The following is a 20,478-nucleotide window of genomic DNA, read 5'->3' as shown; positions in this document are numbered from 1 at the left end:
AGCCCTGTGGCCACGACTCTTTCCCGTGACTCCCCCGTGACCTTGTTTCATCGAAATTTTTTCGACACGGACCCATTGACGTGACATGCGCTCCATGCCTAACGTCCCGGCAACCAAGTTGAAACCTTTCACGACGCCGAGAGGGCCGTCCCGCCGGCGTCGTCGAGGAGCCCCCATGACCCACCCGTCCAAAACGGGTCCGGCCCCGGTTCTGGCGCTCAGGGACATCTCGAAGTCCTTCGGCGCGGTCCGTGCCCTGCGGGACGTCTCCCTGGAGCTGTTTCCCGGGGAGGTGCACGCCCTCGCCGGAGAGAACGGCGCGGGCAAGTCGACCCTCATCAAGACACTCGCCGGAGTGCACCGCCCCGACGCGGGCCAGGTGCTGCTCGACGGTGCGCCCGTCGTCTTCCACGGCCCCGGTGACGCCCGCGACGCCGGCATCGCCGTGATCTACCAGGAGCCGACTCTCTTCCCGGACCTGTCGATCGCCGAGAACATCTTCATGGGCCGCCAGCCGCGGCGCGCGCTCGGCCGGATCGACCACAAGGCCACGCACGCCGCGACCCTGGCCCTGATGCAGCGCCTCGGCGTCGAGCTCGACCCCGACCGCCCCGCGCGCGGCCTGTCCATCGCGGACCAGCAGATCGTCGAGATCGCCAAGGCGCTCTCCTTCGACGCCCGCGTCCTGATCATGGACGAGCCGACCGCCGCCCTCACCGGCAGCGAGGTCGCCCGGCTCTTCGGAGTCGTCCGCACCTTGCGCGAACAGGGCGCCGCCGTCCTCTTCATCTCCCACCGGCTGGAGGAGATCTTCCAGATCTGCCGGCGGGTGACCACCCTGCGCGACGGTGCCTGGATCGCCAGCGAGCTCCTCGACGGCATGACCGAGGAGGACCTCGTCCGCCGGATGGTGGGCCGTGACCTCGAAGAGCTGTACCCCAAGCAGGACGTGAGGCCGGGCGAGGTCGCCCTGAGCGTGCGCCGGCTGACCCGCGAGGGCGTCTTCACCGACGTCTCCTTCGACGTACGGCGCGGTGAGATCGTCGGCCTCGCCGGGCTCGTGGGAGCGGGCCGTACCGAAGTCGCGCGGGCCGTGTTCGGCATCGACCGCTGGGACGCCGGCGAGGTCACCGTCGACGGCAAGGCCCTGACCAACGGCGCCCCGTCCACCGCCATGGCCTCCGGCCTGGCCCTCGTCCCCGAGGACCGGCGCGCCCAGGGCCTGGTGATGGACATGTCCATCGAGCGCAACATCGGCCTCACGGGCCTTCGTACGACCGTCAAGGCGGGCCTGATGGACCGCGGCGCCGAACGCAGCCGCTCCCTCGACTGGGCCGTCAAGCTCCAGGTCAAGTACGCCCGGATCGCCGACGCCGTCTCCACCCTGTCGGGCGGCAACCAGCAGAAGGTCGTCCTCGCCAAGTGGCTCGCCACCGGCCCCAAGGTGCTGATCGTCGACGAACCCACCCGAGGGATCGACGTCGGCACCAAGGCCGAGGTGCACCGGCTGCTCAGCGAACTCGCCGCCGACGGCGTCGCCGTCCTGATGATCTCCTCCGACCTGCCCGAGATCCTCGGCATGGCCGACCGCGTGCTCGTGATGCACGAGGGCCGCCTGACCGCCGAGATCCCGCGCTCCGACGCCACCGAGGAAACCGTGATGGCCGCAGCAACCGGGAGGGCCGCCGCATGACGGTGATCACTCCCAAGCAGGCCCCTGTCACCGACGTACCGAAGTCCAGCGGCACCCGCCTGGTCGACCGCGTCTTCAAGATGCGCGAACTCGCCATCCTGGTCGTCTTCGTGGTGATGATCGTCGTCACCCAGCTCGGCAACAGCGAGTTCCTCACCGAGCAGGGCATCAAGGACCTGCTCCTGAACGCGACGATCCTCGTCCTGGTCGCCACCGGCCAGTCCCTGGTGGTCATCACGAGGAACGTGGACCTGTCGGTCGGCTCGACCCTCGGCATCAGCGCCTTCGCCGCCGGCATGTATCTGCAGGGCGGCGGGAACCCCGTCGTCGCCGTGCTGCTGGCGGTCCTGATGGGCATCGCCTTCGGCCTGCTGAACGGCCTTCTCGTCAGCCTCGGTCAGGTACCGGCCCTCGTCGTCACCCTGGGCACGCTCTACATCATCCGCGGCATCGACTCCATCTGGGTCGGCTCCCGGCAGATCACGGCGGCCGACCTCCCGGACGGCTTCGTCGACTTCGGCTCCGGCGGCATCTCCGCGGTGCCGTGGCTGGCGCTGATCGCGATCGCCGTCCTGGTGGCGACCGCGTACTACCTCAAGCACTTCGGCAGCGGCCGCGAGCTGTACGCCCTCGGCTCCAACCCGGAGGCCGCCCGCCTCGCCGGCATTCCGGTGCGCAAGCGGATCCTGGCCGCGTACACCTTCTGCGGTGCGCTGGCCGGCCTCGCGGGCGCCATGTACCTGGCCCGCTTCGGCAACGTCGACTCCGGCACCGGCAACGGCTACGAACTCACCGTCGTCAGCGCGGTCGTCGTCGGCGGCGTCGTCTTCACCGGCGGCTCCGGCAGCGTCTACGGCGCGGCGCTCGGCGCCCTGCTGCTGACCTCCATCAACAGCGTGCTGCCCGCCCTCGGTGTCAGCTCCGTCTGGGTGCTCGCCATCAACGGCATCCTGCTCCTGCTCGCCATCGCGGTCGACCGGATCGTCGCGCTGCGCGTGGCCTCCGCCCTGAAGAAGAGGAACGCCCGCCATGGCTGACTTCTCCCTGAGCCGAGCGATCCGCTGGGACACGGTCGTCGGTGCGCTTCTGATCGTCGTGCTCCTGCTGTCCTTCGGAACGGTCGACGGTTTCGGAAACGCTCTCAACCTGTCGTTCCTGATCGGGAACACTCTTCCGATCGCTTTGATCGCCCTGCCGATGACGCTCTTGGTCGTCTCGGGCGAGATCGATCTCTCGGTCGCCTCCACCGCCGGTCTCTCCGGCGCCGTGATGGGCGCCCTGTGGAACCAGGGCATGACGATCGAAACGATCATCCCGATCTGTCTGCTGCTCGGTGTGGTGTGCGGACTGATCAACGGCCTGCTGGTGACCAAGCTGGGTCTGCCGTCGCTCGCCGTCACCATCGGTACTCTCGCCGCCTACCGCGGCATCGCCCAGATCATCCTCGGCTCCGACGCGGTGACCGACTTCCCCACCCAGTACCTCGACTTCGCCGCCGGACGTATCGGGGACACCTTCATCCCGTACGCCTTCCTGCCCTTCCTGGTGCTCCTCGCGATCGCCGTGATCGTTCTGCACGCCACCCCGTTCGGACGGTCGGTCTTCGCGACCGGCGCGAGCGAGGAGGCCGCGAGGTTCGCCGGTATCCGGGTCAAGCGGCAGAAGCTGATCCTGTTCACGGTGACCGGCCTGATGGCCTCCCTCACCGGGATCTTCTGGGCGCTGCACTACGCCAGTGCCCGTTACGACAACGCCACCGGCCTCGAACTCTCCGTCGTCGCCGCGGTGTTGCTCGGCGGCATCGACTTCGACGGCGGCAAGGGCACGCTGGGCGGCGCCATCGCCGGGGTGTTCCTGCTGGGGGCCCTGCAGAACGTGATGAGCCTCCAGGACGTCTCCGCCCAGTCGCAGATCGTCGTCACCGGCGTCCTGCTCGTCCTGTCCGTCCTTGGCCCTCGGGTCGCCCGTCAAATCGCCGTGGCGAGAGCGGGCCGCAGAGCGCAAGCGCTGCACTAGCAAGGCTGTCTTCGATCTTCCGGCCGTATGTGGCTATCGAAACAGCCCCGCGCCCCTTCCAGGGGCGCTCCACCTCACCTCGTAAAAAGGAACCCAGCATGCGCAAGGCATCCATCCGCCGTACCTGCGCGGCCCTCGCCGCCGTCACGTCCCTCGCCCTGGCGGCCACCGCCTGCGGCGGCACCACCAAGGAGGACGTCAAGAGCGAGGGCGCCTCCGCCGCCTCCGCCGGCAAGGCCGACCCGAACGCCGAGCTGAAGAAGGGCCTGACCGTCGGCTTCCTGCCCAAGCAGGTCAACAACCCCTACTTCACCTCCGCCGACAAGGGCGGCGAGGCGGCCCTGAAGGAGCTGGGCTCCAGCTACAAGGAGGTCGGCCCGTCCAGCGCCACCGACACCGCCGGGCAGGTCTCCTACGTCAACACGCTCACCCAGCAGCAGGTCGACGCGATGGCCGTCTCCGCGCAGGACCCGGGCGCCCTGTGCACCGCGCTCAAGCAGGCCATGAAGAACGGCATCAAGGTCGTCACCTACGACTCCGACACCACCGCCGACTGCCGCAACGCCTTCGTCTCGCAGGCCTCCGCCGAGGACCTCGGCCGCACCGAGGTGCAGCTGCTCGCCGAACAGATCGACTACAAGGGCGAGATCGCGATCCTGTCCGCCGCGCAGACCGCGACGAACCAGAACATCTGGATCGACTTCATGAAGGACGAGCTGAAGGACCCCAAGTACAAGGACATCAAGCTCGTCAAGGTCGCCTACGGTGACGACGACGCCCAGAAGTCCTTCCAGCAGACCCAGGGCCTGCTCCAGGAGTACCCGAACCTGAAGGGGATCATCTCCCCGACCACCGTCGGCATCAAGGCCGCCGCCCAGTACCTGTCGGGCTCCAAGTACAAGGGCAAGGTCAAGCTGACCGGCCTCGGCACCCCGAACGACATGCGCAAGTACGTGAAGAACGGCACCGTCGAGGCGTTCGAGCTGTGGGACCCGGCGAAGCTCGGCGACCTGGCCGCCCGTACCGCCGTCGCCCTGGTCTCCGGCCAGATCACCGGCAAGGAGGGCGAGACCTTCAAGGCCGGCGGCACCACGTACACCATCGGCAAGGACGGCGTGATCAGCCTCGGCAAGCCCACCGTCTTCAACGCCAAGAACATCGACCAGTTCAACTTCTGATACCCGGAGGGTTGTTGATGCAGCGCGTGTGCTTCCTGCTGAAGGTCAGGGCGGACCGCCTCGACGAGTACCGTGAGCGGCACGCCGCCGTGTGGCCCGAGATGCTCGAAGCGCTCTCGGCCACCGGCTGGCACAACTACTCGCTCTTCCTGCGCGAGGACGGCCTGCTCGTCGGCTACCTGGAGACCGAGGACTTCGCGGCCGCCGTGGCCGGTATGGAAGCCACCGATGTCAACGCCCGCTGGCAGGCGGAGATGGCGCCGTTCTTCGAGTCGTTGGACGGCGCCCGGCCCGACGAGGCCATGAAACCGCTCACGGAAGTGTTCCACCTGGCCTGACCCCTGAATGTCTCCCTTCCCCCGCACCTCGCCGACAATGGAGTCCCCCGAGATGAAGAGACGTACGCTGCTGGGCGCCGCCCTCGCCGGAGCCGTCATGACCCCCGCCCTCGCGTCCGGAACCGCCCGTGCCGCCGACCCCGGCCCGTCCCTCACCCTGACCGGCACCACCACCCTCGACACGCAGGCCATCTTCTTCGTGTCGTACGACGGCCTGGTCAACAACAACTCCTTCCAGAAGAACGGCCTGCTGACCTACAAGGGCTACCAGTACGCCGTCTGGTACACCGCCGACCGCAACGCCGTCGTCGGCCGCCGCGTGCTCGGCTCCAGCACCTGGTCCACGGTCAAGGTCGGCCACACCCTGCGCTACAACGACTCCCACAACGTCATCTCCATGGGCGTCTCCAAGATCGACGGCCGCCTCCACCTCAACATGGACTCCCACAGCGACGGCTTCACCTACGTCAAGTCGGTGGCCGGCCTGATGGACAACCCGGCGGGACTGAGCTGGACCGCGAGCCGTTTCGGTGCCCCCCAGTCCACCCTGGACGGCCTGGCCCTCACCTCGCAGTTCACCTACCCGCAGTTCATCTCCACCCCCGAGGGCAAGCTGCAGCTCAGCTACCGGGTGGCGATCTCCGGCAACGGCCGCAACGCCCTCGCCGAGTACGACGGTTCGACCTGGACCAACCTCGGCGAGTGGTCCAGCTCCACCGGCACGTACACCAGCGAGCACGGCTCCTCGACGGCCCGCAACATGTACCTGCACGGCATCGACTACGACAAGAACGGCCGCCTGCACTCCTTCTTCACCTGGCGTGAGCAGAACGGCGCCGTGATGTGCGCCAGTGGCGGCATCACCAACCACGACACCGGCTACGTCTACTCCGACGACCGCGGTCGCACCTGGCGCAACAACGCCGGCGCCGTCGTCGGCACCACCGGCGGCTCCGACAAGGTCGCCGTCACCGACAGCGGCCTGGTGATCGACGCGCTCAACCCGGACCACTCCCTGATGAACCAGGAGAGCCAGTTCACCGACTCCGCGGGCCTGCCGCACGCGATCATCTCCTACGTCCCCGGCCGCTTCGGCCAGTGCACGACGAACTACGTCACCGACCGCACCGCCAACGGCCGCGCGTTCCACGTCCGCAAGAACTCCTCCGGCACCTGGCAGAAGACCGAGATCCCGGTCCCGCTGAACTCCAGCCAGCGCACCAAGCTGATCCTGGACAAGTACGACAACGCGTACGCGATCTTCCCGTTCTGCCGGATCGCCGGGGCCTCCAAGGCGTCCGGTTACACGGACTGGTCGGTGCTGTACGACGGGGTCACGGCCGGGCTGAACGCCTTCGGTGAGGTCGTCATCGACGAGACGCGGATCGCGCAGGACAACTTCCTGTCGATCATGTACCAGGAGAAGTCCAGCGGTACGACGCCCTCGGCGCTGCGCAACCTGAACTTCCGCCTGCCTGCCTGACCACAGCCGTTGTGGGCGGCTTGACGGTAATGTGCGTTCCCGCCGCCCCACGTCTTCTCGCGTCTCACTGGAGGTCCCTGCCCGATGGCCCAGTCGGTGGGTATCAAGGACGTCGCCCGCGCCGCCGGAGTATCCGTCGGCACGGTCTCGAACGTCATCAACCGTCCGGACACGGTCGCGACCGAGACGCGGGCGCGGGTGCAGTCCGCGATAGACCGGCTGGGCTATGTCCGCAGTGAGTCCGCGCGCCAGCTGCGCGCGGGCCGCAGCCGGATCATGGGGCTGCTCGTCCTCGACATGGGCAACCCCTTCTTCGTCGACGTGGCGCGCGGCGCCGAGCGGGCCGCGCGCGAGGCCGGGCTCGGCGTGATGGTCTGCAACAGCGCGCAGAGCCCGAGCGAGGAGGCCGACTACCTGTCACTCTTCGCCGAACAGCGGGTGCGCGGCGTCCTGCTGACCCCCGCCGACGCCACCGGCCGCAACATCGAGGCGTTCCGGCGGCACAACATCCCCTTCGTCCTCGTGGACCGGGTCGCCGAGGGCACCACCGAGTGCTCGGTCTCCGTCGACGACGTCGCCGGCGGCGCCCTCGCCGTACGGCACCTCGTCGACGCCGGGCACCGCTCCATCGCCTACGTCAGCGGCCCGCCCGGCCTCAACCAGGTCCGCGACCGCCGCACCGGCGCCCTGCACGCGCTTCAGGAGGCCGGCCTCGGCCCCGAGCACCTGCGCGAGCTGCCCACCGAGCGGCTCGACGTCGCCGCGGGCCGCGACGCCGGCGCCCGCCTGCTCGGCCTCGCCGACCGCCCGACCGCCGTCTTCTGCGCCAACGACCTGCTCGCCCTCGGCGTCCTGCAGGCCATGTACGCGGCCGGCATAAAGGTCCCCGACGACCTCGCGATCGTCGGCTACGACGACATCGAGTTCGCGGCCGCCGCGGCCGTTCCCCTCACCTCCGTTCGGCAGCCCGCCGTCACCATGGGCACTCTCGCGGCGGAGATGCTGCTGGAGGAGACGGAGGAGGAGACCGCCACGAAGAAGCACGAGCACCGGCGGGTCGTCCTGCAGCCGGAGCTGGTGGTCCGGCGGTCCAGCCTCTCGGCCCGCTGATCCGCCGTTCAGTACGATTTCATGATCCCGGGGCTCGGTCGGCGGACGAACATGTGCTGAACTGGGACGCGGCCCGAAAACCCTCCGTCCCGGGAGCCCTGTTGACCGTCAGCTACCGTCAGCCCGGCGTCGTCCTCACCGACCGCCACTTCACCGTGCCCCTCGACCACGACGCCCCGAAGGGCGAGACGATCGAGCTCTACGCCCGTGAGGTCGTCGCCGGCGACAAGGCGCACCAGGACCTGCCCTGGCTGCTCTACCTCCAGGGCGGCCCCGGCTTCGGCGCCAACCGCTTCGTCGGCAAGGGCGCCTGGCTGGGCCGCGCGCTCAAGGAGTACCGCGTCCTGCTCCTCGACCAGCGCGGCACCGGCCACTCCACGCCCGCCAACCGCCAGACGCTCCCGCTGCGCGGCGGCCCCGCCCAGCAGGCCGACTACCTCACGCACTTCCGCGCCGACACGATCGTCCGCGACTGCGAGGCGATCCGCCGCGAGGTGACCGGCGGCGCCCCCTGGACCGTACTCGGCCAGAGCTTCGGCGGCTTCTGCACGGTCAACTACCTCTCCACCGCCCCCGAGGGCCTCACCGCCGCCGTCATCACCGGCGGCCTGCCCTCCCTCGACGCGCACGCCGACGACGTCTACCGCGCGGCCTACCCGCGCATCGAGCGCAAGGTCGCCGCGCACTACGCCCGCTACCCGCAGGACGTCGAGCGCGCCCGCCGTATCGCCGACCACCTCCTCGCAGGCGACGTGGTCCTGCCGAACGGCTACCGCCTGACCGCCGAGGCCTTCCAGTCCCTCGGCATCGTCCTCGGCGGCAGCGAGGGCAGCCACCGCCTGCACTACCTCCTCGAAGAGGCCTTCGTGCGCACCCCGGACGGCCCGGCCCTCTCGGACGCCTTCCAGGAGGAGGTCCAGGGCCTGCTGTCGTACGCGAGCCACCCGCTGTACGCCCTCGTCCACGAGGTGATCTACGGCCAGGACGCGCGCCCCACCGCCTGGTCCGCCGAACGCGTGCGTGCCGAGTTCCCGCAGTTCGACGCGGCCAAGACCCTCGCGGGCGACGGGCCGCTGCTGTTCACCGGCGAGACGATCCACCCCTGGATGTTCGACTGCGACCCGGCCCTGCGCCCGCTGCGCGAGACCGCCGAACTCCTCGCCGCCCGCACCGACTGGACGCCCCTGTACGACTCCACGCGCCTCGCCGCCAACGAGGTACCGGTCGCGGCGGCCGTCTACCACGACGACATGTACGTCGACACCGCCCACTCCCTCGCCACCGCCCGCGCGATCCGCGGCCTGCGCACCTGGGTCACCGACGAGTTCGAGCACGACGGCGTACGGGCCGGCGGCCCCCGCGTCCTGGACCGGCTGCTCGCGCTCACCCGTGACGAAGCGTGATGTCGGTGTGACGGGTTAGTGTGCGGGCATGACCGAGCCGACGATCACTCAGCTGAAGCCCATGCCCGACGACTGGCAGCGCGCGCTCGCCGTCGTCGCGCACCCGGACGACCTCGAGTACGGCTGCTCGGCGGCGATCGCCGCCTGGACGGACGGCGGCCGCGAGGTGGCGTACGTCCTCGCGACCCGCGGCGAGGCCGGCATCGACACCCTGGAACCCGCGAAGTGCGGCCCGCTGCGGGAACGCGAGCAGCGGGCCAGCGCGGCGGTGGTGGGCGTGTCGGCGGTGGAGTTCCTCGACCACAAGGACGGCGTGATCGAGTACGGCACCGCCCTGCGCCGCGACATCGCCGCCGCGATCCGCCGGCACCGGCCCGAGCTGGTGATCACGCTCAACCACAGGGACACCTGGGGCGGAGTCGCCTGGAACACCCCGGACCATGTGGCGGTCGGCCGCGCCACCCTGGACGCGGCCGGCGACGCCGGAAACCGGTGGATCTTTCCGGAACTCGTCGAGCAGGGCCTCGAGCCCTGGAACGGCGTGCGCTGGGTCGCCGTCGCGGGCTCCAGCACGCCCACACACGCGGTGGACGCCTCGGCCGGCCTGGAGCGTGCGGTGCGCTCGCTGCTCGAACACCGCGCCTACATCGAGGCGTTGACGACGCAGGACCCGGAGACGTACGCCCGCGGCTTCCTCACCTCGCACGCCGAGGCGACGGGGGAGCGGTTCGGCGGGAAGCCGGCCGTGGCCTTCGAGCTGTTCAGCCGGTAGACCTGCTCGATCGAAAGACGAAACGGGGGGAATGTGAACGACACGGATCTGCTGGCGCGCCGCTTCGAGGAGCACCGGGGCCATCTCAGGGCGGTCGCCTACCGCATGCTCGGCTCGACGGCCGAGGCGGAGGACGCCGTCCAGGAGGCCTGGCTGAAGCTGAGCCGCAGCGACGCGGACGACATCGACAACCTCGGCGGCTGGCTGACCACGGTGGTCGGCCGGGTCTGCCTGGACATGCTGCGCTCGCGTACGCGGCGCCACGAGGAGCCCCTGGACGACACCTACGTCCCGGACCCCGTGATCAGACCGCTGTCGACGATCGACCCGGAACAGGAGGTGCTCCAGGCCGACTCGGTGGGCCTGGCCCTGCTGGTCGTGCTGGAGACGCTGGACCCGGCCGAGCGGATCGCGTTCGTACTGCACGACATGTTCGCCGTGCCCTTCGACGACATCGCCCCGATCGTGGAACGCACCTCGGCCGCGACCCGCCAGCTGGCCAGCCGCGCCCGGCGCCGGGTGAAGGGCGCCACACCGTCGACCGAGCCGGACCTCGGCAGACAGCGGCAGGTCCTCGACGCCTTCATGGCGGCCTCGCGCGCGGGGGACTTCGAGGCGCTGCTCGCCGTCCTCGACCCCGACGTGGTGCTGCGCGCCGACTCCGGGCCGCTGGTCCGCGGTGTCGCGGCGTCGAAGGTGGTGCGCGGCGCGAAGTCGGTGGCCGAACAGGCGCTGCTGTTCCGGCAGTTCGCGCAGCACACACAGCTCGCGCTGGTGCTCGTCAACGGCATGCTCGGGGTCCTCAACGCCCCCGAGGGGAAGCCTCAGTCGGTCATGGGGGTCACCATCGCCGACGGTCGTATCACGGAGATGTACATCCTGGCCGACCCCGAGCGCCTCGGGCGCCTGGACCTCACCGGTCTGGAGGACTGACGCTCAGGCGGCGACAGCCGGCACGCCGACCGTACGGTGCGGGCTCACCACCCGCCCGTCCGGAAGGAGTTCACCGGTGTCGTCGAAGACGATGGTGCCGTTGCACAGCAGGCTCCAGCCCTGTTCGGGGTGGGCCGACACGATCACTTCGCAGGGGTGGTCCGGGCTGTCGGCGGTGGGGCACGCGGGCTGGTGGCTGCACATGACGGCTCTCCTCGGTTTCCTCGTCGCGGTGCTGCTCCTGCTTCCGTCGGTTTGTATCTCTGTAGTAGCCGAGCTTGTTTTCCGTTGTATGAGAGGACCCCCACAGCGCCCGACAGGCATCGGTGAGGTTTCGGCCCGGGCCGGACATTAGGCTTGGAGGCATGCAAGATCACCTCGGCGACCTCATCGACCTGCGCGGAGACTGCGCGAACTGCTTCGGACTGTGCTGCGTCGCCCTGCCCTTCGCCGCCTCCGCCGACTTCGCGGTCGAAAAGGCGGCGGGGACACCTTGCCGGAACCTTCAGGACGACCACCGCTGTGGTATCCACGCCCGGCTCCGGCACAAGGGCTTCACCGGCTGCACGGTCTACGACTGCTTCGGCGCCGGTCAGAAGGTCTCGCAGGTCACCTTCGCCGGGAAGGACTGGCGTGCGGCCTCCCGCGAGCACGCCCGGCGGATGTTCGACGTCTTCCCGGTCGTCCGCCAGCTCCACGAACTGCTCTGGTACCTGACCGAGGCCCTCACCCTGCCCGCCGCCCGCCCCCTCCACGCCGAGCTGCGCGAGCTGCTGGAGGCGACCGAGCAGCTCACGCGCCGGACCCCGGAGGAGCTGGCCGCGCTGGACGTGGCCGCTCATCGGCAGGAGGTCAACGTGCTCCTGCTGAAGACCAGTGAGCTGGCGCGAGCGGGCGTCCGCGGCCGCAAGAAGGACCGCCGGGGCGCGGATCTGATGGGCGCCCGTCTCAAGGGCGCCGACCTGCGTGGCGCGAATCTGCGCGGCGCCTACCTCATAGCCGCCGACCTCACCGGCGCCGACCTGCGCGGCGCGGACCTCATCGGTGCCGACCTGCGCGACACCGACCTCACGGACGCCGATCTGACCGGCGCGTTCTTCCTGACCCAGCCCCAGCTGAACGCGGCCCGGGGCAGCGCGGGCACCCGGCTGCCCGCCTCAGTCAGCCGCCCGGCGCACTGGACAGCGCAGCTCTGAGGGTGCGTCCTCGACGGCCCCGGACGAGGCGGGTGCCGTGACCGGCGTGCCGGCCGCCCGCCGCTCCAGGCGCAGCCGCAACCCCTCCGGCATCAACGTCAGCCGCTCCGTCACCCGCAGCCGATAGGCCGGGTCGCTCCTGAACTCGTACCGGCGCAGCAGCAGCCCCAGCACCAGCGTGGCCTCGTGCAGCGCGAACTGGCGCCCGATACAGGCCCGCGCGCCCGTCCCGAACGGCTTGAAGGTGTGCGGCGGACGCGTCCGTACGGCCTTCGGGTCGAAGCGATCCGGATCGAACCGCTCGGCGTTCGCGCCCCAGACCTCGGGATCGCGGTGCAGCATCGCCGTGAGCACCAGAGCCCACGCACCGCGCCGCATCGGATGCACGCCGCCGAGCACCGTGTCCTCGCGGGCCTCCCGGGCGAAGGCCGGCGCCGTCGGCCACAGCCGCAGCGACTCGTCGAGCACCCGGCGCACATACCGCAGCCTCGCCACCTGGTCGTAGCCGGGCACCGTCGTGTCGCCCCAGACGCGGTCCACCTCGGCACGGGCCCGGGCCGCGACGTCGGGGTGGCGCGAGAGGTAGTGCAGGGCGAAGGACAGCGCGCCCGAGGTGGTCTCGTGGCCGGCCACCAGGAAGGTGATCACCTGGCGGCGGACGTTGAGTGCGGAGAGCCGTTCGCCCGTCTCCGGGTGGGCCGTCTCCAGCATCCGGTCCAGCAGGTCCCCGTCCCCGGGCCCGCTCGCCGTACGGGCGCGGACCAGGTCGTCGACCGTGCGATTGAGGTAGGCGATGTCGGCCTGGTTGCGGCGCGCGGCACCCCGTAGCAGGAACGGCGCCGGTACGGAGTTGAGGCGCTGGGCGTAGGTGAGGGTGCCGACCATCGCTGTCACGAAGGGGTGCGGACGGGTCCGTTCGAAGGAGCCGAAGTCGTGCCCGAACCCGGTGCGCGCGATGGTCTCCAGGGTGAGCTTGGTCATGTCGCCGGGCACGTCCACCGCCCGGCCCGCGGCCGTCGCGCGGTCCCAGTGGTCCATGAGCCGGTCGGCCACGGCCAGCATCATCGGGTGGTAGCCCGCCATGGCCTCCCGGCTGAACCCGGGCGCCAGGACGTCGTGCGCGAGCTGCCAGTTCGGCTCGTGGTTGTACGCCGTGAACAGACCGTCTCCGACGACCGGGCGCAGATTGGCTATGCCGAGTCCCACATGCTTGGCGAAGCGCGACTCGTCCGCCATGTCGGCCACGAGTCCGGCGCCCCAGACGAACACGAACTCCCGGTTGAACGCCCTGCGCCGGAAGATCGGCCCCAACTCCCGCGCGTAGCGCAGGGAGTCCTGCAGCGGCGTACGCCGGCTGGCGCCGAGCACGTCGCCGAGCAGGGGGAGCCGGTGCGGGGGATGCGGGATGCGGGACAGCTCCGGCCAGCCCTGCTCGGCGCTGCGGAATCCCTTCGGCAGTCCAGTCCCGGTCGTTGTCTCCGCCATGACGCGATCTCCCTTGAGGCAGCGGCAGGTTGAGCTCGTTGTACGTGGGTTCAATAACGCGTTCAGTCTGGTCCCGCTGTTGAATCCACGTCAAGTAAAGTGCGGTCATGGCCGCGAACCAGGGCGAGCGCACCCGCCGCCGCCTCAGCACCGGAGAACGCCGCGAGCAGCTCCTCGCGGTCGGGGCGCGGCTGTTCTCGGAGAGTCCGTACGACGACGTGTGGATCGAGCAGGTCGCCGAGATCGCCGGAGTCTCGCGCGGGCTGCTCTACCACTACTTCCCGAACAAGCGGGACTTCTTCGCGGCGGTCGTCGAGCGGGAGAGCGAGCGCATGCTGCGGATGACGGCCGCCGTGCCCGGAGTCCCGGTACGTGAGCAGCTCACTGCGGGCCTCGACACCTATCTGGAATACGTCGAAGCGCACGCGCACGGATTCCGCGCCTTCCATCGCGCCGACGCGGCCGGTGACCAGGCCGTGCGCAAGGTCTACCAACAGGCCCTGGCCGCGCAGGAGAAGCAGATCCTCGCGGCGATGGCGGCGGACCCCGAGTTCGGCCCGGTCTTCGAGGAGCGGCCCGATGTCGGGCTCGCCGTGCGGGGCTGGCTGGCGTTCACCACCGCCGTCTGCCTGGAGTGGCTCAGGGGCTCGGACCTCTCCCGGGAGCAGGTGCGCGACCTGTGCGCCCGGGCCCTGCTGGGCGTCATCACCCCCTGAGGGTCACGTACACCGGCAAAGAGATCGCACAGGATCGGCGGGGCCGGTTGGCGTGCGGCCCGATCTTCTGTAGGTTAGGCAAGGCTTACCTAAGGAGGTCTGGGATGGGTGACAGCCAAGCGTGGACGGCCGCGCCTTCCGCGGCGGAGCGTGCCCGGTCGGTGCTCGCCGCCGCGTGGTCCTGCGCGGTGACCGCGGAGGGCAGTCGCGAGGAACTCGTCGGCGCGCACACCGTGGCCGAGGACGGCCGCGTCCTGCTGGACGTGCCGGAGGACAGCGTGCTCGTCGCGGCGGCGATCTGCGCCCCCCGCGGAGAGCCCGCCGCCGTCCTGGAGTTCGCCGACGTCGCCCCCGTCCCCGTGCGCAAACGAATTCGCGCGCGGCTCTGGCTGTCCGGCTGGTTCACCCCCGAGGAGGGCCAACTGGCGTTCCAGCCGACGCGGGTGGTGCTGCGGCAGCCGTCCGGAGCCGTGGTCGTCGACCTCGACGAGTTCGCCGCCGCCACGCCCGACCCGCTGGCCACCGCCGAGGCCCGGCTCCTCACCCACCTCGCCGACTGCCACCCGGACGCCGTCGAGCGGCTCACCCGCCTTGTCGACTCCGACAGCCTGCACGGCGCCGTCCGCGTCCAGCCCCTCGCCGTCGACCGGCACGGACTGACGCTGCGCATCGAACGCGCCCGCGCCCAGGCCGACGTACGGCTGCCCTTCCACCGGCCCGCCGACGACGTCGCGCAGCTCACCGAACGCATGCACATCCTGCTGTCCCAGGCCAGTGCCGCCTCCTGCCCGCGCGCCCTACAGCGGCAGCGCACAGACGGCGACGGGTGACGCGAACGGCTCGCCGGCGAGCCGCAGTGCACCGCTGTCCTCGTCGACGTGGAAGACACTGACGGTGCTCGACCGCTGGTTCGCCGCGAACAGCAGCGAGCCGTCCGGCGAGAGGGCGATCTGCCGCGGGAAGTCCCCGGACACCGGCACCGTGTCGAGCAGCCTGAGCCGGGCGCCGTCCGCCTCCACCGCGTAGCGCGCGAGGCTGTTGTGGCCCCGGTTGGCGAGATAGGCGTAGCGGCCGTTCGGCGTCACCACGAGCTGCGCCGGGTAGCTCGTGCCCGAGCCCGTGCCCGTGGACTGCTCCTCGCCGACGGTCAGCCGGCCCGTGCCGGGGTCGTACGCGCACACCGCGACGGTGTTGTCGACCTCGTTGGCCAGATACGCGTACCGGCCGCCCGGGTGGAAGGTGAGATGGCGTGGGCCCGCGCCCGGCTCGGTCTGCGCCCGCGCCACCTCGGTGAGCGTGCCCGCCTTCCGGTCGAGGCGATAGGTGTACACGGTGTCCGTGCCGAGGTCGACGGCGAGCACATGGCCGCCGTCGGGGCTCGTGATGAACTGGTGGGCGTGCGGGCCCTCCTGCCCCGGACCGGGGGAGGGGCTGGAGTGCGTGACCAGCTCGGTGCGCTCGCCGAGCGCCCCCGAGGCGTCGATCGGGTGCACGGCGACGCTGCCCGTGCCGTAGTTGGCGCTCAGCAGCCAGCGGCCGCTCGGATGCACCGACAGATGGCACGGGGCGGCCCCGCCGGTGCTACGGCTCCCCAGAACCTTGCGGTCGGCGAGACGGACGGCGGTCACGGCACCGTCCTCGCGCTCGTTGACCGCGTACAGCGTCCGGCCGTTCGGGTGCGCTGCCAGGTACGACGGGTCGCCGATCCCGGTGATCGTTCCGGTGCCCGTGACACGGCCCGTCGCCGGGTCGTACGTGGCGAGGCCGATGCCCGTGCTGCCGCTCTCGACGGAGGTGTAGGCGCCGAGGTAGAGGGGGCGCGGGCCGGACGGCTCGCGGCTCTCGTTCTGGGCGCTCGGACGGGTCCCGGGGGTGGTCGCCTCGGGGGCCGCCGTGCCGGCCGTGTCCGCCGGGGCGGGCGCGTCGTCGCACGCCGTGGCCGCCGGGAGGGTCACGCCGGCGGCCGATCCCGCGAGGGTTCCGACGAATCGGCGCCTGCTCAGCCCACCACTGCCCATGTCCACACCTCAGGTCGTCGGTCGTCGTGGTCGCGACAGCCACCTTGGCGTGGATCACCCGTCGAGCGCAAGAAGAGCAACGAGCGTTGCGCAGGGTGCAATGAAGGGGAGTGTGCCGTCCGCGGGGGTCGGCGGCTCAGGGGGCGCTACCAGTCGCCGTCCTGCACCGGCTTGCCCCGGGCGTCCTTGAGCGGCGTCACCTGGCCCGGCGAGGGCGCATGCCAGGGCTCGTGGTCGTCGCCGAGCCAGTCGCCGACCGGCTTCACCGACCCCAGCGTGTCCGTAGGGGCGAGATCCTCGGCGTCCTGATCGTAGTAGTCGAACCACGGCAGCCCCGCGCGCGTGTACGCCGCCCGGTCCACCGGCGACGGCGGGGGAGCCTCGCCGGTGATGCGACGCCACTCCGGGGGCGTCACCAGATGGACGAAGACCCGGCCCGCGGGGCCCTCGGACCAGTCCGACAGTGGCCGGTCGTCATCGTAGACCTCCTGGCGCATCGAACCGCCGACGCCCAGGCCCATCGCCGCGGCGGGCCGTCCCGCACGACCGGCAGGCGCGGCCGCGGGCGCCGGAACGCCGCCCTGCGGGGCGGGTGCCGCCATGGGCATGGCGGCACCGTAGCCGCCGTAGCCGTACGGGGGCGTCACCCGCGCCTGCTCCGCCCGGCGCCGCTCCTCCTCACGCCACCTGGCCAGCTGCGGCTCCTTCAGCGCGAAGGACTGCAGCTGTACGCCGCCCCAGACCTCCTCGCCGGTGACCTGCCCCTCGACGGTCGCACCCAGCCCCAGCGGTACGGCCACGAACTGGCGGACCGTGCCCTTCCCGGAGTTGATGCCGTCCAGCCAGGGCTGGCGGGGGAGCACGACGTAGTTCTGCGGCTTGCGGGAGAGCCGGTCGCTCCACGGCTTCCCCGAGACCGCGCACACCTTGCCCACCCCGACCTGCAACGCGGCCGGCTCCGTCGTGCCCCCGAAACTCAGCCACATCGCCTCGCGCAGATACACCGGCAGCATCACACCGCCACGCTGCCGCCATGCCTCGGGAACACGGTCCGCGTGGTCCGCCACCCGCCGTACCGGGAACTCGCCGAGCCCCGGCGGCAGCGGGTGCGTGCCCGACTCGGGCAACCGCAGCGTACGGATGAACCGCACCGCCACCCCGCCCGGCAACCGCAGCGTGTTTCCGTCGATCCGCACGGTGGTGTCTGTCATCGGCCCGCCCCCCAGGTCCTGTCATCCGGCGCCGACTCCGCCCCGGCGCTCACTCACTCACTCACGAAGAACGCCCGCCGAACCCCGTGCGGTTCCGCCACAGCTGCTCCTGAACGCCCATGCGCTCACGCAGCCGGGTCAGGCGCGGCATCCGGGCGCGCTGTTCCTGCGACACGCGGTCCAGTTCCTCCAGCAGCCGCTGCGAGCGGTGCTCGGTGTCCAGCTCGTCCAGGATGCGGTTCACCTCGGTGAGCACGGCGCCGAGCAACTGCCAGTGCCGGTCCTCGCGCTCGGCCTCCTCGCGCAGCAGCAGGGCCAGCTTGTCGCGGGTGCCCGCCGCCGTGCGCAACTCGGCGGCGAGCCGGGACTCCGCCGCGTCGGCGTTGCTGCTGACGTGGGTGGTGACCAGCACCGAGAAGCTGACCACCGCGTCGGCGATCTCCGACAGCAGCTGCTCCACGACGGCGCCGGTCTCCTTCGCGAACAGCGGCTCGGGCTCCCGCTCCTTCGCCAGGTCGGTGAGGGTGCGCGCGAGCACCCGCAGGACCACCGTGCAGATCTCCAGCGTGTCCAGTCCGGTGCGCAGCACCACCCGGTGCAGCAGGCTGTCGCGCACTCGCGGGTTCAGCCGCAGGCTGTCCTCGGCCTGCTTCAGCGCCGCGTCCACCTCGACGATGTCGTGGTCGAGCCGGCGCGCCTCGTGCAGCCGGGCGGCGGCCTGCTCGAACGGTGTGCGGCCGGCGGCCTCCTCGCCGATGCGCAGCATCAACTGCCGCAGCCGACGGGCCAGTCCCTCCAGTGACTCGCCGGCCTCCTCCACCCAGACCGGTGGCGCGAGGAGCAGATTGAAGCCGAGCCCGACCACCGCGCCGATCAGTGTCTCCAGAATCCGTGCCCAGGCCGTGTCCCCGACGGTGGTGACCCCGAGGACCAGCATCGCGCTGATCGCCACTTCGGGCACGTACTCGTCGACCCGCACCAGATGTCCGACCACCAGCGAGGCCACGATCAGCAGCGCCAGACTCCACCAGGTCAGGCCGACCAGGAGGCTGAACGCGATGGCGACGACGACGCCGGCCACCACGGAGTTCACCCGGCGGATGCCGTTGGTGAGCGTGGCGTACAGCGTGACCTGGACGACCAGCAGCGCCGTCAGGGGCGCCGTCAGGGGCGCCTGCTCGGGGCTCAGGCGCAGCGCGATGACGTACGCGATCGTCGCCGCGGCCGCCGACCGCAGCGTCTGGACCACCACCGGGTCCCGGCGCAGCTTTTCCAGCCGCTCCCGCAACGCCGTCCGCTCACGTGCCTCTCGCATCCTCGGGCTGTTCCCTTTCCACAGACGCTTCCCACACCCTGCTTGCGGAACGTAACCGTCCGCAAGGAACCCCAGACTGATCGCAGCGGTCGTGGTGCGGCAAGGGGCTGGGCTGGTGATCATCGACACCCGCGCGAGACGCGAGGCCGGGCGGCCGACCGGGTCCGGGACTGAGGAGAACCCCCGCCGTCACCCCCTGGCTGTCCGCACCCGGGGACGCAGGACCGCCGGATGGTCCCCGCCCGGCCGGGACGCAAGTCTGGGATCATGAAACGGCATCCGACCGGACCGGCACTGACCCTCTTCATCATCCTCGCCGCCCTGACGACCGGCATCCCGGCCGCAGCGGCACCGACCTCCACCACGGTCGTCGGGGCGCTCGACCGCGCCGCCCACCCGCTGCGGACCGTCGAACCGGCCGGCGACACCGGTGACCTGCGCCCCCGGAGCCGGATGATCGGCGACGCGCGGGTCGTCGGCCTGGGCGAGGCCACGCACAGCTCGCACGACTTCCTGGCCCTCAAGGACCGCGTCTTCCGCCACCTCGTCGAGGAACGGGGCTTCCGCACCTTCGCCGTGGAGGCCCCCTGGAGCACCGGCCTGCGCCTCAACGACTATGTGCTGTACGGCAAGGGCGATCCGCGGCGCATCATGCGTGAGGAGTTCCAGCGGGACTACCTGTGGTGGAACAACACCGACTACCTGCGGCTCGTGGAGTGGATGCGCGCCTACAACGTCCGGCACCCAGGGGACCCCGTCCGCTTCATGGGCGACGACATCGCCTGGACCGGACCCGAGCTGTACGACGCCGTCGAGGACTACGTGGCCGACGCCGATCCCGAGCAGAGTGCCCGCCTGGCCGAGCTCTACCGCGGACTGCGGCCCACCGTGCCGACCGGGGCGTACATCGAGCAGTACCTCGGTCTGCCGTACGCAGAACGCAGCAAGCGGGCGGCGCGCACGGGCGAGGCGCTGCGGCTGGTCGAGCAGTTGGCCCCGGGTGCCGACCGCGCGGCGTATGACCGGGCGATCCAGCACGCGACGGTCATCGACCGGACCGCCCGGCAGTACGACTTCGACTTCGAGGACCCCGCACAGATCGCCGAGGCCATGCGCTACCGCGACGGGGCGATGGCCGCCAACGTGGTGTGGTGGCAGCGGCACACCGGCACCAAGGTGCTGCTGTCGGCGCACAACAACCACGTCGGCTATGTCCCGGAGGAACCCGCCGAGAACCCGAAAGTACAGGGCGCGTTCCTGCGCGACCTCCTCGGCGGGGGCTATGTGAGCGTGGGCCTGACCTTCGACCACGGCTCGTTCAACGCCACCGGCCGGGACGACGAGACTGTCCGCCGCTGGACGCTCGGCCCGGCGGGCCCGGGCAGCAACGAGCGGACCCTCGACCAGGTGCGGCACCGCGACTACGTACTCGACCTGCGGACCGCCGCAGCTCCGGCCCGTGACTGGCTGCGGCAGGCGCGCCCGACGCGCGGCATCGGCACCGCCTACCCGGACGGGCCGCACGACATCGCGCTCGCGCGCAGCTACGACGTCCTGATCCATCTGCACCGGGTGGAGGCGGCGCGGCTACGCGATCGGTAGCCGCCGCCA

The 20,478-nt window shown here is 70.9% G+C and carries 19 protein-coding genes; 14 read left to right on the top strand and 5 right to left on the bottom strand.

From position 1 onward, the window contains the following. Positions 1-175: 175 nt before the first annotated feature. From ACIREI_RS10390 to sigJ, 10 genes are all read left to right on the top strand, one after another. On the top strand, positions 176-1,693 hold the full coding sequence (locus tag ACIREI_RS10390) for a sugar ABC transporter ATP-binding protein (RefSeq protein WP_403329967.1): 1,518 nt from the start codon (positions 176-178) through the stop codon (positions 1,691-1,693). Further along, a complete protein-coding gene (locus tag ACIREI_RS10385) occupies positions 1,690-2,730 on the top strand; it encodes an ABC transporter permease (RefSeq protein WP_403329964.1) in 1,041 nt (346 codons plus the stop codon). Before ACIREI_RS10390 ends, ACIREI_RS10385 begins: the two co-directional genes overlap by 4 nt. Then, positions 2,723-3,709, top strand: a complete 987-nt coding sequence (locus ACIREI_RS10380) for an ABC transporter permease (protein WP_403329961.1) — start codon at positions 2,723-2,725, stop codon at positions 3,707-3,709. Before ACIREI_RS10385 ends, ACIREI_RS10380 begins: the two co-directional genes overlap by 8 nt. 98 nt (positions 3,710-3,807) lie before the next feature. Then, complete coding sequence (gene rhaS / locus ACIREI_RS10375; RefSeq protein WP_403329958.1) at positions 3,808-4,887, top strand: rhamnose ABC transporter substrate-binding protein; 1,080 nt, start codon at positions 3,808-3,810, stop codon at positions 4,885-4,887. Between the two features lie 17 nt (positions 4,888-4,904). After that, positions 4,905-5,225: an L-rhamnose mutarotase gene (locus tag ACIREI_RS10370; RefSeq protein WP_301994841.1), complete on the top strand. Its 321-nt coding sequence runs from the start codon at positions 4,905-4,907 to the stop codon at positions 5,223-5,225. Between the two features lie 52 nt (positions 5,226-5,277). After that, positions 5,278-6,708: a BNR repeat-containing protein gene (locus ACIREI_RS10365; protein WP_403329955.1), complete on the top strand. Its 1,431-nt coding sequence runs from the start codon at positions 5,278-5,280 to the stop codon at positions 6,706-6,708. A gap of 84 nt (positions 6,709-6,792) precedes the next feature. Beyond that, positions 6,793-7,818, top strand: coding sequence for a LacI family DNA-binding transcriptional regulator (locus tag ACIREI_RS10360; RefSeq protein ID WP_403329952.1), 1,026 nt, complete (start codon positions 6,793-6,795; stop codon positions 7,816-7,818). A 101-nt stretch (positions 7,819-7,919) separates the two neighbouring features. Next, entirely contained in the window at positions 7,920-9,221 is a 1,302-nt protein-coding gene (locus ACIREI_RS10355) for an alpha/beta fold hydrolase (protein WP_403329949.1), read from the top strand. Positions 9,222-9,249: 28 nt separating this feature from the next. After that, positions 9,250-9,993 carry a PIG-L deacetylase family protein gene (locus tag ACIREI_RS10350; protein ID WP_403329946.1) on the top strand — a complete coding sequence of 248 codons (744 nt, stop codon included), beginning with the start codon at positions 9,250-9,252 and terminating at the stop codon, positions 9,991-9,993. 33 nt (positions 9,994-10,026) lie between these two features. Further along, positions 10,027-10,926 carry an RNA polymerase sigma factor SigJ gene (sigJ, locus tag ACIREI_RS10345; RefSeq protein WP_403329943.1) on the top strand — a complete coding sequence of 300 codons (900 nt, stop codon included), beginning with the start codon at positions 10,027-10,029 and terminating at the stop codon, positions 10,924-10,926. 3 nt (positions 10,927-10,929) lie between these two features. On the opposite strand, the gene ACIREI_RS10340 is transcribed toward sigJ, so the two are convergent. Further along, positions 10,930-11,130, bottom strand: coding sequence for a DUF5999 family protein (locus ACIREI_RS10340; RefSeq protein ID WP_403329940.1), 201 nt, complete (start codon positions 11,128-11,130; stop codon positions 10,930-10,932). A 161-nt stretch (positions 11,131-11,291) separates the two neighbouring features. Here ACIREI_RS10340 and ACIREI_RS10335 point away from each other — a divergent pair, with 161 nt between their 5' ends. Continuing rightward, positions 11,292-12,122, top strand: coding sequence for a pentapeptide repeat-containing protein (locus ACIREI_RS10335; protein WP_403329937.1), 831 nt, complete (start codon positions 11,292-11,294; stop codon positions 12,120-12,122). Here the strand turns inward: ACIREI_RS10335 and ACIREI_RS10330 are convergent. Then, positions 12,084-13,607 (bottom strand): cytochrome P450, encoded by a 1,524-nt coding sequence (locus ACIREI_RS10330; RefSeq protein ID WP_403329934.1) that lies wholly within the window; start codon positions 13,605-13,607, stop codon positions 12,084-12,086. The genes ACIREI_RS10335 and ACIREI_RS10330 overlap by 39 nt on opposite strands. A 107-nt stretch (positions 13,608-13,714) precedes the next feature. On the opposite strand from ACIREI_RS10330, the gene ACIREI_RS10325 reads away from it, so the two are divergent. Further along, positions 13,715-14,323, top strand: a complete 609-nt coding sequence (locus tag ACIREI_RS10325) for a TetR/AcrR family transcriptional regulator (protein WP_403329931.1) — start codon at positions 13,715-13,717, stop codon at positions 14,321-14,323. Positions 14,324-14,427: 104 nt separating this feature from the next. Further along, positions 14,428-15,153: a DUF2470 domain-containing protein gene (locus tag ACIREI_RS10320; RefSeq protein ID WP_403329928.1), complete on the top strand. Its 726-nt coding sequence runs from the start codon at positions 14,428-14,430 to the stop codon at positions 15,151-15,153. On the opposite strand, the gene ACIREI_RS10315 is transcribed toward ACIREI_RS10320, so the two are convergent. From ACIREI_RS10315 to ACIREI_RS10305, 3 genes are all read right to left on the bottom strand, one after another. Continuing rightward, the gene (locus tag ACIREI_RS10315; protein ID WP_403329925.1) at positions 15,121-16,341 is read right to left on the bottom strand and encodes a beta-propeller fold lactonase family protein; all 1,221 of its coding nucleotides are present in this window, start codon (positions 16,339-16,341) and stop codon (positions 15,121-15,123) included. The two genes, ACIREI_RS10320 and ACIREI_RS10315, sit on opposite strands and share 33 nt — an antisense overlap. A 146-nt stretch (positions 16,342-16,487) precedes the next feature. Next, positions 16,488-17,552: a hypothetical protein gene (locus tag ACIREI_RS10310; RefSeq protein WP_403329922.1), complete on the bottom strand. Its 1,065-nt coding sequence runs from the start codon at positions 17,550-17,552 to the stop codon at positions 16,488-16,490. A gap of 61 nt (positions 17,553-17,613) precedes the next feature. Beyond that, positions 17,614-18,867, bottom strand: a complete 1,254-nt coding sequence (locus ACIREI_RS10305; protein WP_403329919.1) for an FUSC family protein — start codon at positions 18,865-18,867, stop codon at positions 17,614-17,616. Between the two features lie 267 nt (positions 18,868-19,134). Here ACIREI_RS10305 and ACIREI_RS10300 point away from each other — a divergent pair, with 267 nt between their 5' ends. Continuing rightward, a complete protein-coding gene (locus ACIREI_RS10300) occupies positions 19,135-20,469 on the top strand; it encodes an erythromycin esterase family protein (protein ID WP_403329916.1) in 1,335 nt (444 codons plus the stop codon). The last annotated feature ends 9 nt before the right edge of the window (positions 20,470-20,478 follow it).

The organism is Streptomyces sp. NPDC093591 (genome assembly GCF_044764885.1).
In the GTDB taxonomy this organism is placed as follows: Bacteria; Actinomycetota; Actinomycetes; order Streptomycetales; family Streptomycetaceae; genus Streptomyces.
This window is presented reverse-complemented; position numbering and strand designations above follow the sequence as displayed.